The 16,034-nt window shown below is 34.0% G+C and carries 12 protein-coding genes; 9 read left to right on the top strand and 3 right to left on the bottom strand.

From position 1 onward, the window contains the following. Positions 1 to 10: 10 nt before the first annotated feature. The 8 genes from ACOYLT_RS00610 to ACOYLT_RS00575 all read left to right on the top strand — a co-directional run bounded on the left by ACOYLT_RS00610 (position 11) and on the right by ACOYLT_RS00575 (position 11,469). Positions 11 to 484 (top strand): GNAT family N-acetyltransferase, encoded by a 474-nt coding sequence (locus ACOYLT_RS00610; RefSeq protein WP_422851895.1) that lies wholly within the window; start codon positions 11 to 13, stop codon positions 482 to 484. 76 nt (positions 485 to 560) lie between these two features. Continuing rightward, complete coding sequence (locus ACOYLT_RS00605; protein ID WP_422851894.1) at positions 561 to 1,814, top strand: aspartate kinase; 1,254 nt, start codon at positions 561 to 563, stop codon at positions 1,812 to 1,814. 42 nt (positions 1,815 to 1,856) lie between these two features. Further along, complete coding sequence (locus ACOYLT_RS00600) at positions 1,857 to 5,255, top strand: hypothetical protein (protein WP_422851893.1); 3,399 nt, start codon at positions 1,857 to 1,859, stop codon at positions 5,253 to 5,255. 319 nt (positions 5,256 to 5,574) lie between these two features. After that, positions 5,575 to 6,552: a ribonucleotide-diphosphate reductase subunit beta gene (locus tag ACOYLT_RS00595; RefSeq protein ID WP_422851892.1), complete on the top strand. Its 978-nt coding sequence runs from the start codon at positions 5,575 to 5,577 to the stop codon at positions 6,550 to 6,552. 123 nt (positions 6,553 to 6,675) lie between these two features. Beyond that, on the top strand, positions 6,676 to 9,108 hold the full coding sequence (locus ACOYLT_RS00590; RefSeq protein WP_422851891.1) for a ribonucleoside-diphosphate reductase subunit alpha: 2,433 nt from the start codon (positions 6,676 to 6,678) through the stop codon (positions 9,106 to 9,108). Between the two features lie 98 nt (positions 9,109 to 9,206). Continuing rightward, a complete protein-coding gene (locus ACOYLT_RS00585) occupies positions 9,207 to 9,428 on the top strand; it encodes a hypothetical protein (protein ID WP_422851890.1) in 222 nt (73 codons plus the stop codon). Between the two features lie 8 nt (positions 9,429 to 9,436). Continuing rightward, positions 9,437 to 9,952, top strand: coding sequence for an RDD family protein (locus ACOYLT_RS00580; protein ID WP_422851889.1), 516 nt, complete (start codon positions 9,437 to 9,439; stop codon positions 9,950 to 9,952). 182 nt (positions 9,953 to 10,134) lie between these two features. Then, complete coding sequence (locus tag ACOYLT_RS00575) at positions 10,135 to 11,469, top strand: deoxyguanosinetriphosphate triphosphohydrolase (protein WP_422851888.1); 1,335 nt, start codon at positions 10,135 to 10,137, stop codon at positions 11,467 to 11,469. On the opposite strand, the gene ACOYLT_RS00570 is transcribed toward ACOYLT_RS00575, so the two are convergent. Further along, the gene (locus ACOYLT_RS00570; protein WP_422851887.1) at positions 11,466 to 13,262 is read right to left on the bottom strand and encodes a 1-deoxy-D-xylulose-5-phosphate synthase; all 1,797 of its coding nucleotides are present in this window, start codon (positions 13,260 to 13,262) and stop codon (positions 11,466 to 11,468) included. The two genes, ACOYLT_RS00575 and ACOYLT_RS00570, sit on opposite strands and share 4 nt — an antisense overlap. Positions 13,263 to 13,299: 37 nt before the next feature. Between ACOYLT_RS00570 and ACOYLT_RS00565 the strand changes: the two genes are divergently transcribed. Further along, positions 13,300 to 13,743, top strand: coding sequence for a nucleoside deaminase (locus ACOYLT_RS00565; RefSeq protein WP_422851886.1), 444 nt, complete (start codon positions 13,300 to 13,302; stop codon positions 13,741 to 13,743). Between the two features lie 80 nt (positions 13,744 to 13,823). Here ACOYLT_RS00565 and ACOYLT_RS00560 read toward each other — a convergent pair whose 3' ends face one another. Next, positions 13,824 to 15,368 (bottom strand): Rne/Rng family ribonuclease, encoded by a 1,545-nt coding sequence (locus tag ACOYLT_RS00560; protein ID WP_422851885.1) that lies wholly within the window; start codon positions 15,366 to 15,368, stop codon positions 13,824 to 13,826. Positions 15,369 to 15,740: 372 nt separating this feature from the next. Then, positions 15,741 to 16,034, bottom strand: coding sequence for an HU family DNA-binding protein (locus ACOYLT_RS00555; RefSeq protein WP_422851884.1), 294 nt, complete (start codon positions 16,032 to 16,034; stop codon positions 15,741 to 15,743).

Raw genomic sequence — 16,034 nt, 5'->3', positions numbered from 1 at the left:
TTTTTAAAAAATGCACATCCGAAAAGGAGAAAAAAAAGATATGAAAGCAGTTCTTGAACTCATACAAGAATTGGCTACTTTTGAAAAAGAACCCTATGCTGTTGAGGTTACCAATGCTGATTTAGAACGTGATGGTTTTGGCAAAAACCCTTTATTTTATACTTTTGTTGCAGAGGTTGATGACGAAATTGTTGGTATTGCTTTGTATTATTATAGGTATTCTACTTGGAAAGGAAAAACCATTCACTTGGAGGATTTAATTGTAAAAGAAAAAATGCGTGGCTCAGGTATTGGTTTTGCATTATATTCTGAGATTATAGCTCAAGGCAAAAGAGATAATGTTCGCCGCATAGAATGGGCAGTTTTAGATTGGAATACCCCAGCTATAGATTTCTATAAAAAATCGGGCGCAAAAGTTTTAGATGATTGGCGTTTAGCACAGATGGATGAAAAAGGAATAAATAAATTTTTAAATAAACAATAGAAGCAAGATAGCTTTTCTTTAAGATCAAAATAACTAAAAGTCATGCCTCTTGGCTCTTTCTTCTAAAACGAGAAATATGAGAATATTTAAATTTGGTGGCGCTTCTGTGAAAGATGCCGATGGAATAAAAAATGTGTTTAGTGTGTTAGAGAAAGTAGGCCATCAAGAAACCCTTTTGGTGATTTCTGCGATGGGAAAAACTACTAACGCACTTGAATTGGTTATCAAAAATTATTTTGATAAATCAAATGAGTTGCATTCTTCACTTCAAGATGTTAGAAAGTACCATAATCAAATTTTATTGGATTTATTTGATGATGAAGAAAACGATGTGTTTTATGCTGTCAATAGCCATTTTGCCGACTTAGAATATTTTTTACGCAGTAATAAATCACCCAATTACAATTTTGTTTATGACCAAGTAGTTTGTTATGGAGAGATTATATCTACAACTATTGTTAGCCATTATTTCAATTATGCAGGTTTAAAAAACAATTGGATTGATGTTCGAAATTTTATCAAAACAGATAACAATTATCGTGATGCCGATGTCGATTGGGAAAAAACGCAGCAATTCATTTCAAAAGGGGTAAAGAAAAAATCACTCAATATTACCCAAGGATTTTTGGGTTCAGATGAAAATAACTTTACCACAACATTAGGTCGTGAAGGTTCAGATTACACAGCGGCAATTTTTGCTTATTGCTTGAATGCCGAAAGTGTAACCATTTGGAAAGATGTTCCTGGCGTGATGAATGCCGACCCAAGATTTTTTGAAAATGCCATTTTGTTAAACCAAATTTCTTATCGCGAAGCTATAGAACTTGCGTTTTATGGTGCATCTGTAATTCATCCAAAAACACTGCAGCCACTTCAGAAAAAAGAGATTCCACTTTTCGTAAAATCGTTTATTAATCCCTTATTACCTGGAACAAGTGTTTCAAAAGGGAAAGATTTAGAGCCGCAAACGCCTTGCTTTATTGTTAAAAAAGGACAATTATTACTATCGTTATCCTCTATTGATTTTTCTTTCATCATGGAAGAAAATATCAGCGAAATATTTTCATTACTACATCAATATAAAATCAAAACAAGTTTAATTCAAAATTCAGCCATCAGTTTTTCGGTTTGTGTGGAAGATAAATTTGGCAATTTTAATGAATTGAAAACTATCTTATCCAAAAAATTCAAGGTGTCTTACAACGAAAATGTGTCGCTATACACCATTAGACATTTTGATGAAAAAGCAGCTAAAACTGTGGAAAAAGACAAGACGGTTTTAGTAAAACAAATTTCAAGAGAAACCATGCAAATTGTGACTAAAGAATAGCAAAACTATACTCAAAACAGCATTTTTACGTTTATAATATGTATGCTAAAAAAACTTTTTTTATTGTTGTTCCTCGTTTTCTTTTCTAAGCTTTCAGCTCAGGAAATCAAATCGTTGTATCAAACTAAAAAGGTTGCTGTTACCAAAGACACTATCAAGATTGAAAATGTAAGCATCAGTCCAAGTTTTTTTAAACTACAAACGCTAGACGGAAAAGAAGTAGACACTAGTCACTATAAAGTTGATTTCAAAACAGGAAAACTAGTTTTAAAAACCGAATTTTTTTCAAAAGATAGTTTAACGATACGTTATTTTAAATATCCTGAATATTTAACCAAAACCTACAGCATTTACGATCAAGACAGAGTGGTTGTCAACGAAACCGGAAATCTTTATAAAATAAATCGTTCGGTTAAAAAATTTGTGCCTTTTGATGGCTTGAATACTTCGGGAAGCATTACACGAGGCGTCACCATTGGAAACAATCAAAACACTTCTGTTTCATCTAATCTTGATTTACAAATCACCGGAAAAATATCGGATAAAGTTTCACTTCGAGCCTCAATTCAAGATAGTAATATTCCTCTGCAAGACGGAGGGTATTCGCAAAAACTGGATGAATTTGATCAAATTTTCATGGAACTTTTTACCGATAAATGGAACATTCGTGCTGGCGATTTATTTATTGAAAATAGACAGTCTCGATTTCTGAATTTCAACAAAAAAGTACAAGGGCTTTCTACGCATTTTACTTTTGGCGGGGATGATAATAAAACAGATATTTTTGCAGCGGGAGCTTTGGTTCGAGGTCAATATGCCAAAAGCTCTTTTACAGGACAAGAAGGAAATCAAGGGCCCTATAAATTGCGTGGCAATAATGGTGAATTGTATGTCTTGGTGATTTCAGGCTCTGAGCGAGTTTATGTAAATGGGATTTTGAAAAAAAGAGGTGAAAATAATGACTATAGTATTGATTATAATGCTGGTGAAATAACGTTTACTTCTCTTTTTCCCATTACATCGGAAATGCGAATTGTTATAGAATATCAATATTCCGACAGGAATTATACTCGATTTGTGACTTATGCCGGGGCCAATCACGAGTCAAAAACATGGAGTCTTGGCGGTTATTTATATTCTGAAAATGATCTAAAAAACCAACCTTTGCAACAAAATTTAACTTCGGAACAAGCCGCTATTTTAAGTAATGCAGGAGATAATATCAACTTAATGAACGCACCATCGGCTTACTTAGATACCTATTCTGAAAATAAAATTTTGTATAAAAAAATTGTAGTTAACGGAGTAACTGCTTTTGAATATTCTAATGTTTCTACAGATGAGTTATACAACGTTAAATTCACATTAGTAGGCAATAATCTTGGGAATTATATACTGGTAAATTCCTCAGCAATAGGAAAAATTTATCAATATGTTGAACCCGTATTAGGCATTCCTCAAGGGAATTATGAACCCATGACAAGATTAGTTGCGCCAACCAAAATTCAAATTGCGACCGTTTTAGGGAAATACAATCCGAGTGAAAAAACCACTTTTGACTTTGAAATAGGGATAAGTAATAATGACCAAAATTTATTTTCTTCCATAGACGACAACAACAATAAAGGTACTGCAGGTAAGTTAAATTACAAAAAAAGGTTACTTACTAAAAAATGGCAAATAGATGCCTTTGGAAATTATCAATATGTGCAAGAAAATTTCAAAACCATTGAGCGATTATTCAATATTGAGTTCAATCGCGATTGGAATTTAACCACTTTTTCTGGCAATCAAAGTTTATTGATAAACGGTTTGGATTTTATATTACCTCAAAAAGGAAAATTGACATACCAATTTGAAAAATTAGATTTTTCCAATAACTTTTCTGGGAATCGTCATCTTATAAATGCTTTTTTTGCCCTTAATAATTTTAATATTATTCAAAATACGAGTCTTTTAAAAAGTCAAGGGAGTTATGCCTCTTCTACCTTTATTAGAAACCAATCTCAAGCACGATATCATTTCAAAAAAAATTGGATTGGAAGTAGTTTGCGTTTAGAAAACAACAAAGAAAGATTAGTTACTACCAATCAATTATCGGCTTTGAGCCAAAGATTTACAGAATATGGAGCTTTTGTTGGTCGTGGCGATAGTACAAAGGTTTTTGTAGAACTTGGTTATTTACAGCGTGTAAATGATAGTCTACAAAACGGATTTTTGCAAAAAGTAAATACCTCACAATCGTATTATTTAAAATCAAAATTATTGCAAACCAAGAAAAGCGATTTGTCATTATTTATCAACTATAGAAATTTAAAATATGAAGACAATAGCAGAAACAATGAACCTTCACTAAACTCAAGATTGTTGTATAATGATCAATATTTCAAACAGTTTATTCAAGTCACTTCGGCTTATGAAACCACTTCTGGAACTATTGCGCAACAGGAATTAACTTATCTTGAAGTACAACCCGGACAAGGAGTATATACTTGGAATGATTACAATGGCAACGGAATTCAGGAATTGCAAGAGTTTGAAGTAGCGCCATTTCCAGATCAAGCTAAGTATATCCGCGTGTTTTTGCCCAACCAAATTTTTATAAAATCACATCAAAATAAATTCTCTCAATCCTTGACTTTAAATCCTTCGCAATGGCAAAATCAAGTGGGATTGAAAAAAGTCTTATCCCATTTTTATAACCAAACGTCTTTTTTGATAGAAAGAAAAATTAGGCGTGAAGGAGATAATTTTGATTTAAATCCTTTTTTAAAAAATGACGAAAACTTATTAGGATTGAATACAAATTTTAGGAATAGTTTGTTTTATAACCGAGGAAAGCAGCAGCATTCGGTAACCTTTACAATCATCGGTAATCAACTTAAGAATCTGCTATCAGTAGGCTCACAGGAAAGTGTTAACAGAAAACTACAGTTACAATATACACATCTATTAAAAAAAACCTGGCTCTTTTCTTTTGCAACAGAATTAGCGAAGTCTGATTTGCTTTCTGAAAACTACAGCAGCAAGAATTTTGAGGTAAGAAGTAATCAAATCAATCCCAAGATTGCTTATTTGTTTAATAAAAATGCGAGTTGGGATATTTTTTACGAATTTAAAAACAAAGAAAATCTAATTGGTGATTCAGAAAAATTGGTTCAAAATCGATTTGGAACATCATTTTCTTATGCCAGTGAAAAGGAGTTTACTATGAATGGAGAATTTTCATTATATCAAATCAAATTTAATGGCGATGCTCAATCTCCAGTTGCTTTTCAGATGCTAGAAGGATTACAACCAGGAAAAAACATGACTTGGCGATTGTTGTTACAAAAAAAATTAACCGGTTTTTTAGACATCAATATTAATTATCAAGGAAGAAAAACAGATACTAGTCAAACTATTCATACTGGCAATATTCAATTGAGAGCTTATTTTTAATTTAAATTAATTTTTAGGTCAAAACGGTGTTTTTTTAGGTATAAAAAATCTATTTTCAGAATATTAAAAAAGGGAATTTTTTAGCATCAGTAAATTCTTAACCTCCTTATTTTTCGGGCTTTTTTTAATTTTTAATTTTTTTAAAATATTGATTTACAGTAAATTAAAAAATAAATCAAACTCACGCCAAAAGCCTTAATTTGTTAAAAACTAGAGCTGATTGTGAATAAGTTTAACTTTCTTATTACATTTCGTTTAACAATCTTTGTAAAATACAGATTTAAGTAAAAATCGACTCAAAATTCAAAACAAATTCAATATGGCAACTATCGAACCAATTTTAAAAGAAAACAAAGATCGCTTCGTGATTTTTCCTATCAAACACCAAGATATTTGGGAATGGTATAAAAAAATGGAAGCTAGTTTTTGGACAGCTGAAGAAATTGATTTGCACCAAGATTTGTCTGATTGGGAAAATAAGCTAAATGACGATGAAAAATATTTCATCAAGCATATTTTGGCATTTTTTGCTGCTTCTGATGGTATCGTAAACGAAAATTTAGCAGAAAACTTTGTCAATGAAGTGCAATATCCGGAAGCAAAATTCTTTTATGGATTTCAAATCATGATGGAAAATATTCATAGCGAAACGTATTCGTTATTAATTGATACCTATGTAAAAGACGAAGCAGAGAAAGCACAATTATTTAATGCTTTAGAAGTTTTTCCTGCTATCAAGAAAAAAGCAGAGTGGGCTTTGAAATGGATATCATCTGATTCCTTTGCCGAAAGATTAATTGCTTTTGCAGCCGTAGAAGGCATCTTTTTCTCTGGAGCATTCTGTTCTATTTACTGGTTGAAAAAACGAGGTTTAATGCCAGGATTAACATTCTCAAATGAGTTAATCTCTCGCGACGAAGGCGTTCACTGCGACTTTGCTGTGCATTTGCATAACCACCATTTGGTGAATAAAGTGTCCAAAGCCAGAATTACCGAAATAATTACTGATGCTCTAAATATCGAAAGAGAGTTTATAACTGAATCATTACCTGTGAGTTTGATAGGAATGAATGCTACTTTGATGACACAGTATTTAGAATTTGTTGCCGATAGATTACTAGTAGAATTAGGATGCAAACGTATGTATAATTCTAGTAATCCGTTTGATTTTATGGATATGATTTCATTACAAGGTAAAACTAATTTCTTTGAAAAACGCGTGGCAGAATACCAAAAAGCAGGTGTAATGAACACCGATTCGGAAGCAAGTAAAATTACTTTCGACGCTGATTTTTAATTTGAATTCTTTTCAAATTCTTTTAAAATCATACAATAAAATAGATGCCGAAACAAGTTTAGCATAAATTACAAATAAACCGAAATAGGGAAGGGATTTTCTATTTCACAAAAAACAAAAATTATGTACGTAGTAAAAAGAGACGGCCACAAAGAGCCAGTAATGTTCGACAAAATCACGGATAGAATTAAAAAACTATGCTATGGTTTAAACGATTTGGTAGATGCTGTAAAAGTGGCAATGAGAGTAATTGAGGGATTGTATGATGGTGTTACTACGTCAGAATTAGATAATCTAGCTGCAGAAACAGCCGCTTCCATGACTATTGCACATCCTGATTATGCTCAGTTAGCGGCAAGAATTGCAATTTCAAATTTACATAAAAACACCAACAAATCGTTCTCAGAAACGATGAGCGAAATGTACTTTTATGTAAATCCTAGAACCAATCAAAAAGCTCCTTTACTTTCAGAAGAAGTACATAACGTAATTCAAGAAAACGCTGCGTTTTTAAACTCTCATATCATATATAATCGTGATTTCAATTACGATTACTTCGGTTTTAAAACTTTAGAGCGTTCGTATTTGCTTAAAATAAATGGTAAAATCGTGGAGCGTCCGCAACATATGTTGATGCGTGTTGCTGTAGGAATTCACTTGAACGATTTAGATGCTGTTATTGAGACCTATGACTTAATGTCGAAAAAATTCTTTACACATGCTACGCCAACCTTATTCAATGCTGGAACTCCAAAACCACAAATGTCATCCTGTTTCTTGTTATCTATGAAAGATGATAGCATTGATGGAATTTATGATACACTAAAATCAACTGCTAAAATCTCACAATCGGCAGGTGGAATTGGCTTGTCAATTCACAATGTGCGCGCAACAGGATCTTATATTCGTGGTACAAACGGTACTTCTAATGGGATTGTTCCCATGTTGCGTGTATTCAATGATACAGCACGTTATGTAGATCAAGGTGGTGGAAAACGTAAAGGAAGTTTCGCTATTTATTTGGAAACTTGGCATGCTGATATTTTTGAATTCTTAGATTTAAAAAAGAATACTGGTAAAGAAGAAATGCGTGCACGTGACCTATTCTTCGCAATGTGGACATCCGATTTATTTATGAAGCGCGTAGAGCAAGACATACATTGGACTTTAATGTGTCCTAACGAATGTCCTGGTTTATATGATGTTTACGGAGACGAATTTGAAGCATTATATACTTCTTACGAAGCACAAGGAAAAGGAAGAAAGACGGTCAGAGCTCGTGAACTTTGGGAGAAAATCTTAGAATCACAAATCGAAACGGGAACACCATACATGTTGTATAAAGATGCAGCGAATAGAAAATCAAATCAAAAGAATTTGGGAACTATTCGTTCGTCAAACTTGTGTACAGAAATTATGGAGTATACTTCTGAAGATGAAATTGCAGTTTGTAATTTGGCTTCAATTTCCTTACCTATGTTTATTGATAACGGACAATTCAACCACGAATTGTTATTCAATGTGACTAAGCGAGTTACACGAAACTTAAATAAAGTAATCGATAGAAATTACTATCCAGTAAAAGAAGCCGAAAACTCTAATATGCGTCATCGTCCAGTTGGATTGGGTGTACAAGGTTTAGCCGATGCTTTCATCTTATTAAGAATGCCATTTACCAGTGATGAAGCTAAACAACTAAACCAAGAAATATTCGAAACTTTATACTTTGCTGCTGTTACCGCTTCTATGGAAATGGCAAAAGAAGAAGGGCCCTATTCAAGCTTTAAAGGTTCGCCAATTTCAGAAGGATTATTTCAACACAACCTTTGGAACATCAAAGATGAGGAATTATCAGGAAGATGGGATTGGGCTTCATTAAGAAAGCAAGTGGTAAAACATGGAGTGAGAAACTCGTTATTAGTAGCGCCAATGCCAACCGCTTCAACTTCTCAGATTTTAGGTAATAACGAAGCTTTCGAACCTTATACTTCTAACATATACACCCGTCGTGTATTATCTGGAGAGTTTATTGTGGTTAACAAACACTTATTAGAAGACTTAGTAAATCTTGGTTTGTGGACAGAAGAATTGAAACAAGAATTAATGAGAGACAATGGTTCGGTTCAAGGTTTGAATATTCCGGATGATTTAAAAGAACTATACAAAACTGTTTGGGAAATGTCTATGAAAGATATTATTGATATGTCGCGCCACAGAGGTTATTTCATTGACCAATCACAATCGTTGAACTTATTTATGCAAGATGCCAATTATGCTAAATTGACTTCGATGCATTTCTACGCATGGAAAAGCGGCTTGAAAACAGGAATGTATTACTTAAGAACTAAAGCAGCTGTTGATGCTATCAAATTCACGCTGAACAACGATAAAAAAGCAGAACCAGCCATAATAGATAAACCAGCAGCAGTTGCAGTAGAAGTTGTAGCTCCTGTAGAAAACGGTGAAATGACCGCGGAAGATTTTGCCGCAATGGTAGAAAGAGCAAGAAACGCTGCAGGAACTGGCGGAGATGATTGTGAAATGTGTGGTTCTTAATTTGAAAATAGAGTAAATAATTTAAAATAAAGAAATACAGCTATCACTTGATGGCTGTTTTCATTTTAACTACTTTTGAGAACATAAATAAAAGCATCATGTCAAAAGAAAAAGGAGTGTACACAGGCACCATAGAAAAAGACCAAAATGGCAACTATTTTTGTGGTGAATATTTATTGGATTATAAATACACTGAAGCTGGTTTTAAACTCGGAGATGAAATCAATATCAAGTCGGTAATTGCAAATCCAAGCGACAGAAGTTACAATCAATATCCAAAGAAATCGAGAAATTTCTTTTTGGCTAACCTAAAGGAGTAATAGCGACTATGCAAGATAATAGTAAAAGACAATTTTATGTTTCTCAAGACATTTATGCTTCACTCAGTCAACGCTTTTTGAATTTATTGATTGATACACTACTGGAACTCTTGCTGTTTTTTATTTTGCTAGTTTTGATAGCTGCCAATATAGAAGCTACGGGAGAAAAGGCCTTTATAAATAATTTAGGAACCAATACTATTTTGCAATATACCATTACAACAAGCATTGCTTTATTGTATTACAATATTTGTGAAATATTTACAGCAAGAACGGTTGGCAAATATTTCACCCAAACCATAGTAGTGGATGAAAATGGCGAAAAACCTAGCCACGAAACCATTTTAATTCGTTCCTTATGTCGCTTAATTCCATTTAATGCTTTTTCATTTTTAGGCATTTCAGGAAGAGGTTGGCACGATACCATTTCAAAAACTTATGTAGTGAACAAAAACTTATTAGCAGAAAAGAAACGGTTATTTTATTCTGCAGCACAAGATGAAAATGATAATAGTGGTAATTGAACTCCTCAGAATTACTTCGGATAAGGAAGAATTTGTGCCAAAAGTAGCCAAAAAAAGCGCGTATATTTTGCCTAAACAAAGAGGTTAAGCGTTGTCTGTAGTATTTGCACGAAAATAGTAATTTAAAAATGTATCTTTGATTTATATATCCTAATTCTTCAATTCCTAAATCTTAATTCAATATGACCTGGGAACAACTTTTATCTCTAAAACGCCAAGGCGACACTAGCAAAAGGCTCCGCATAGAACAAGACGATACACGTCTAGGTTTTGAAGTCGATTACGACAGAATTATCTTTTCGTCTGCTTTTCGTAGTTTACAAGATAAAACTCAAGTTATTCCATTGTCTAAAACTGATTTTGTGCACACAAGGCTAACTCACAGTTTGGAAGTTTCGGTTGTTGGTCGTTCCATAGGTAGATTAGTGGGAAAAAAAATAATAGAAAAATACCCGCATCTGGCAGCAATTCATGGGTATCACATGAATGATTTTGGAGCTATCGTAGCAGCTGCAGCTTTGGCTCACGATATAGGAAATCCACCTTTTGGGCATTCAGGAGAAAAAGCTATTGGCGAATATTTTTCTATTGGTAAAGGGCAACAATTCAAAGACCAATTGACCCCAAAACAATGGCAAGATTTAATCGATTTTGAAGGCAATGCCAATGGGTTTTCGGTTTTAACTAGTTCTCGTCCAGGTATTGAAGGAAGTTTGCGTTTGTCTTATGCAACGCTTGGCGCTTTTACTAAATATCCCAAAGAAAGTTTACCAAAGAAACCAACCAAAAACATAGCCGATAAAAAATATGGTTTCTTCCAATCAGATAAAAACTTCTTCAAAGAAGTAGCCGAAGAATTGGGAATGATTTCCAATAAAACAGGTGATGATATAGGTTACGAACGCCATCCGCTGGCTTTTTTAGTCGAAGCAGCTGATGATATTTGCTATACGATAATTGATTTTGAAGATGGTATAAACCTGGGTTTAGTTTCAGAAGATTTTGCTTTGGAATATTTAATCAAATTGGTAAAAGACACTATTGATACTGCCAAATACCAAACCCTTACTACCAAAGAAGACCGCATCAGTTACTTGCGAGCATTGGCAATTGGAAACCTTATCAACGATTCGGTTCGTGTATTTATCGAAAACGAAGAAGCTATTCTACAAGGAAAATTCCATTTTGCCTTAACGGATAAGTGCAAATATAAAGCCCAAATGGACGACATCATCAAGCTGAGCATAAAGAACATTTACCAAAGTCGAGAAGTTATCGAAAAAGAACTTTCGGGTTACCAAATCATCAATAATTTATTGGATAAATTCATTACGGCATACAACAACAATTACGAAGGGAAAGCAACGAATTATGACAAATTACTTTTGAAAATCTTGCCCGAAAAACACCATCTTGAAAAAGAAAATCTTTACGACAGATTATTGCACATTTGTCATTTCATCTCTATGCTGACCGATGGAAAAGCGGTTCAGTTGAATAAAATTGTAACGGCTTAATCTTCTTCCTCTTCTTCCTCAAGCAATCCTGTGAATAGTAATCGCAACCCATCAACATCAATATTGCAGAATTGCTGTAACTCGTCAATCGTACCGTGTTCAATAAAATAATCAGGCACACCACATAGAAAGATTTCATTGACGTAATCATTTTTAGCAGCAAATTCTAAAACAGCACTACCAAAACCGCCAGTAGTAACACCATCTTCTACAGTAATAATGGTGGAGAATTTATTACAAATTTTGTGCAATTTCTTGTCATCTAAAGGTTTTACAAAACCAAAATGATAATGGGCAAAATGACCATCATCTTCTATTTCCGCCAATGCGGCGGTAACATTATTGGCTATAGTTCCTGTAGAAAGTATGGCTACTTTTTTACCTTTTTTAAGTTTTAAAGCTTTTCCTATTTCTATCTTCTGAAAATCAGTTGGGAATTTCCATTCAGTATTTTTTCCTCTTCCTCTTGGATAGCGTATAACACTCGGATGTTTTAATCCCAAAGATGCGGTGTATAAAATATTTTGTAAATCAAGTTCATCTTTCGGAGCATAAATAATCATATTTGGAATGCATCGCAAATAGGCCAAATCAAATACGCCGTGATGCGTGGCGCCATCTTCGCCCACCAAACCCGCTCGATCCAAACAGAAAATCACAGGCAAATTTTGCAAGGCTACATCGTGGATTACTTGGTCATAAGCGCGTTGTAAGAAAGTAGAATAAATGTTGCAAAAAACCACCATCCCTTGCGTAGCCATTCCTGCGGAAAGTGTCACGGCGTGTTGTTCAGCAATACCCACATCAAAAGCGCGTTCAGGAAAAGTATCCATCATAAACTTCATAGAACTTCCGCTAGGCATAGCAGGAGTTATCCCAATGATTTTCGAATTATTTCTAGCTAATTCTACTAACGTCAATCCAAAAACATCCTGAAATTTCGGCGGTAAATTTTCCTCTGATTTTTTCAGTATTTCTCCAGTTGAAGCGTCAAATTTTCCTGGAGCATGGTATTTCACTTGGTCATCTTCGGCTTGTTGTAAGCCTTTGCCTTTGGTGGTGATAATGTGTAAAAACTTGGGCCCTTTTACTTTTTTTAATCGCTCTAATTCTTTGATTAATGTTGGCAAATCATGCCCGTCAATTGGACCAGAATAATCAAAGTTTAAGGATTTAATCATATTATTCTGCTTTGGGTTTTTCCCTTCTTTGACAGCTGTCAAATAATTTTTCAAAGCACCCACACTCGGGTCAATCCCAATAGCATTATCATTAAGAATAACCAACAAATTAGCATCAGTAACTCCGGCATGATTTAAACCTTCAAACGCCATTCCGCTAGCAATAGAAGCATCACCTATTACTGCTATATGATATTTATTATCACCTTTCAAATGCGAAGCAATTGCCATGCCCAAAGCCGCTGAAATAGAGGTAGAGGAATGCCCAACACCAAAAGTATCATAAACACTTTCACTTCGTCTAGGAAAACCCGAAATACCACCTAATTGTCTATTGGAAGCAAATTTTTTTCTGCGGTCAGTCAATATTTTATGTCCATATGCTTGATGTCCTACATCCCAAACCAACAAATCATTGGGCGTATCAAAAACATAATGCAAAGCAATAGTTAATTCAACTACACCAAGACTGGCACCAAGATGTCCTTCTTTTACCGAAACAATATCGATAATAAAGTCGCGTAATTCTTTGGCCAATTGTGGCAATTGAGCAACATCCAATTTTCGCAAATCAGTAGGATTAGTAATATGGTCAAGCAATTTTTTAGACATAAGGCAAATGTACGAATTGAAATTGTATTTTTGTTTTATGGAAAACCCTTTCACTGACGAATATTTCATGAAGAAAGCTTTACAAGAGGCCGAAGTAGCTTTCGATAAAGGCGAAATTCCTGTTGGCGCGCTTATTGTCATTGATAATAAAATCATTGCCCGTAGTCATAACCTCACCGAAATGCTCACCGATGTTACCGCTCATGCCGAAATGCAGGCTATCACTTCGGCAGCTAATTTCATAGGTGGAAAATATTTAAAAGGATTTACTTTATATGTTACTTTAGAACCATGTCAGATGTGTGCCGGAGCATTATATTGGTGCCAAATCTCCAAAATAGTTTTTGGTGCTTCCGATGATCAAAGAGGTTTTGAAGCTCTTGGAACAAAACTTCATCCAAAAACCGAAGTAATGAAAGGTGTACTAGCGCAAGAATGTAGTGACTTGTTGGTTCGTTTTTTTGCTTCAAAACGAGGATAAGTTATTCTTGACACACTATTCATATGCTAAAATAGCGATAAATAAAAAAACCGCCAATCTCACGAAAGGCGGTTTTTTATTTATTCCTTAATTTCCTTTCCTTCTTCATCGAAGAAACGGTATTCAAGATACGTGTAAGCGTCACGTGGTATGATTTTTACCCATTTTTTATGCTCAAAAAACCATTTTGAGCGTAATGATGGAAAACCTTTTTTAAGGTATGCGGCTACAAAAGGATGAACATTTAATTTCACACTCTTGTGGTCTTTTATAATCTTTTCAAGCGAAAAAGAAATCTTATCTATAATCTGAATAGGAGCATCAACATCGCTCATCAAGTTATTAGGATTTTCTTCTCTTGTTTCAATATTTACTTCAGGTCTTACCCTTTGTCTAGTAATTTGGACTAAGCCAAATTTACTCGGAGGTAAAATCTTGTGTTTTGCTTTATCATCGCTCATCTCTTCTCTCAAAAAGTTGAACAACTCCTGACGGTTATCTGGATTTTGTAAATCAATAAAATCCACTACAATGATTCCGCCCATGTCACGAAGACGCAATTGTCTTGCAATCTCCGCAGCAGCAATCATATTAACCTCCATGGCAGTGTCTTCCTGATTGGTCGCTTTGTTAGAACGATTACCGCTATTCACATCAATGACGTGAAGAGCTTCAGTGTGCTCTATAATCAAATAAGCACCTTTGCTCATTGATACAGTTCGCCCAAAAGAAGTCTTAATTTGTCGTTCGATATGATATTTCTCAAACAACGGAGTGTCTTTAGATTGGTAAAGCTTAACTATTTTTTGTTTCTCAGGAGCTATTTCGGCTAAATAGTCCTTTGTTTCTTGGTACAACTCTTCATTATCTATCTGAATACTCGTGAAAGTATCGTTGAATACATCCCTCAAAATAGAGGAAGCTTTATTCATCTCTCCTAGTATCTTTGACGGATGATGAGCTGTTGGTAATTTTTTACTCATTGCAGTCCATCTATTCATTAAGTTCTGCAAATCTTTTTCTAATTCTGCTATGCTTTTGCCTTCGGCTACTGTTCTCACAATAACACCAAAACTTTTTGGTCTGATAGATTGTACTAGTTTTTTTAGTCTGTCCTTCTCTTGTTTCGATTCTATTTTTTGAGAAATAGATACTCTATCCGAAAAAGGGACTAAAACCACAAAACGTCCTGCGAATGAAAGCTCTGAGCTTATTCTTGGACCTTTAGTAGAAATAGGTTCTTTGACTACTTGAACTAATAATGACTGATTAGCACTAAGTATATCAGATATACTTCCGTCTTTATCAATCTCTTTTTCAAACTGAAAGTTTTTTAGGGAAAAATCTTTTAGTTTACCTGCGCTTACAAGTTTTATGAATTTTAAATAAGAAGCTAAATTAGGGCCTAAATCATGATAATGTAAAAAGGCATCTTTTTCATAGCCAACATTTACAAAAGCAGCATTCAAGCCTGCAACTGGTTTTCTGATTTTGGCAATAAAAATATCGCCTACTTGGAAGTTGCTTGTTTCTTCTTGTTTATGTAATTCAATTAGTTTTCCATCTTTTAATAAGGCAAAATCTACAGCATCTTCACCACTACGGATGATTAATTCTTTATTCATGTTGTAAATTTTTATCCATGTTAGTTGTTGATTGTCGGTTGTTGGTTGTTGGAAAAATCCATTAACTATAAACTATCAATCATCAACTTTACAAGGATGGATTAAACAATTTAAACAGGTATTGTATTACCCGGTGAAATAGTAGTATTCAGTTTTTAGTTTGCAGTAAAAAGGATTACTATTTACTACCACTGATTACTAATTTTCGATTTCAATGAACTTTTTAAAAAAAGAAAAGTAGTTTAGAACTACTTTTTCTTTTTGTGTCGGTTAGCTCTCGCTCTCTTTTTGCGTTTGTGAGTAGCTACCTTATGTCTTTTTCTTTTTTTACCACTTGGCATAAGTTAATTTTTTGTGATTAATAAATAAGTTTTATACTGCTATTTCAGTATTTGTTTTAACTGATTCAACGAATACTTTAGCAGGTTTGAATGCCGGAATATTGTGTGCCGGAATCTTGATAGTTGTATTTTTAGATATGTTTCTTCCCGTTTTTTCAGCTCTTGTTTTTATAATAAAACTACCAAAACCTCGTAAATAAACATTGTCTCCAGTTTCTAAAGAATTTTTCACTTCTTCCATAAACGCTTCAACAGTTGCTTGAATATCTCCTTTTTCAAGACCTAATTTTTCTGAAATCTTTGCTACGATATCTGCTTTCGTCAT

Source organism: Flavobacterium sp. (assembly GCF_049318185.1).
Taxonomy (GTDB): Bacteria; Bacteroidota; Bacteroidia; order Flavobacteriales; family Flavobacteriaceae; genus Flavobacterium.
Note: the sequence above shows the minus strand (reverse complement) of the source record. Positions and strands in the feature narration are given on the sequence as shown.

What these genes read in the sequence shown, in the direction of transcription:
- ACOYLT_RS00600 (WP_422851893.1), top strand. Translation starts at nt 1,857, where the DNA reads ATGCTAAAAAAACTTTTTTTATTGTTGTTCCTCGTTTTCTTTTCTAAG.
- ACOYLT_RS00580 (WP_422851889.1), top strand. Translation starts at nt 9,437, where the DNA reads ATGCAAGATAATAGTAAAAGACAATTTTATGTTTCTCAAGACATTTAT.
- ACOYLT_RS00610 (WP_422851895.1), top strand. Translation starts at nt 11, where the DNA reads ATGCACATCCGAAAAGGAGAAAAAAAAGATATGAAAGCAGTTCTTGAA.
- ACOYLT_RS00570 (WP_422851887.1), bottom strand. Translation starts at nt 13,262, where the DNA reads ATGTCTAAAAAATTGCTTGACCATATTACTAATCCTACTGATTTGCGA.
- ACOYLT_RS00585 (WP_422851890.1), top strand. Translation starts at nt 9,207, where the DNA reads ATGTCAAAAGAAAAAGGAGTGTACACAGGCACCATAGAAAAAGACCAA.
- ACOYLT_RS00555 (WP_422851884.1), bottom strand. Translation starts at nt 16,034, where the DNA reads ATGACGAAAGCAGATATCGTAGCAAAGATTTCAGAAAAATTAGGTCTT.
- ACOYLT_RS00595 (WP_422851892.1), top strand. Translation starts at nt 5,575, where the DNA reads ATGGCAACTATCGAACCAATTTTAAAAGAAAACAAAGATCGCTTCGTG.
- ACOYLT_RS00575 (WP_422851888.1), top strand. Translation starts at nt 10,135, where the DNA reads ATGACCTGGGAACAACTTTTATCTCTAAAACGCCAAGGCGACACTAGC.
- ACOYLT_RS00560 (WP_422851885.1), bottom strand. Translation starts at nt 15,368, where the DNA reads ATGAATAAAGAATTAATCATCCGTAGTGGTGAAGATGCTGTAGATTTT.
- ACOYLT_RS00590 (WP_422851891.1), top strand. Translation starts at nt 6,676, where the DNA reads ATGTACGTAGTAAAAAGAGACGGCCACAAAGAGCCAGTAATGTTCGAC.
- ACOYLT_RS00605 (WP_422851894.1), top strand. Translation starts at nt 561, where the DNA reads ATGAGAATATTTAAATTTGGTGGCGCTTCTGTGAAAGATGCCGATGGA.
- ACOYLT_RS00565 (WP_422851886.1), top strand. Translation starts at nt 13,300, where the DNA reads ATGGAAAACCCTTTCACTGACGAATATTTCATGAAGAAAGCTTTACAA.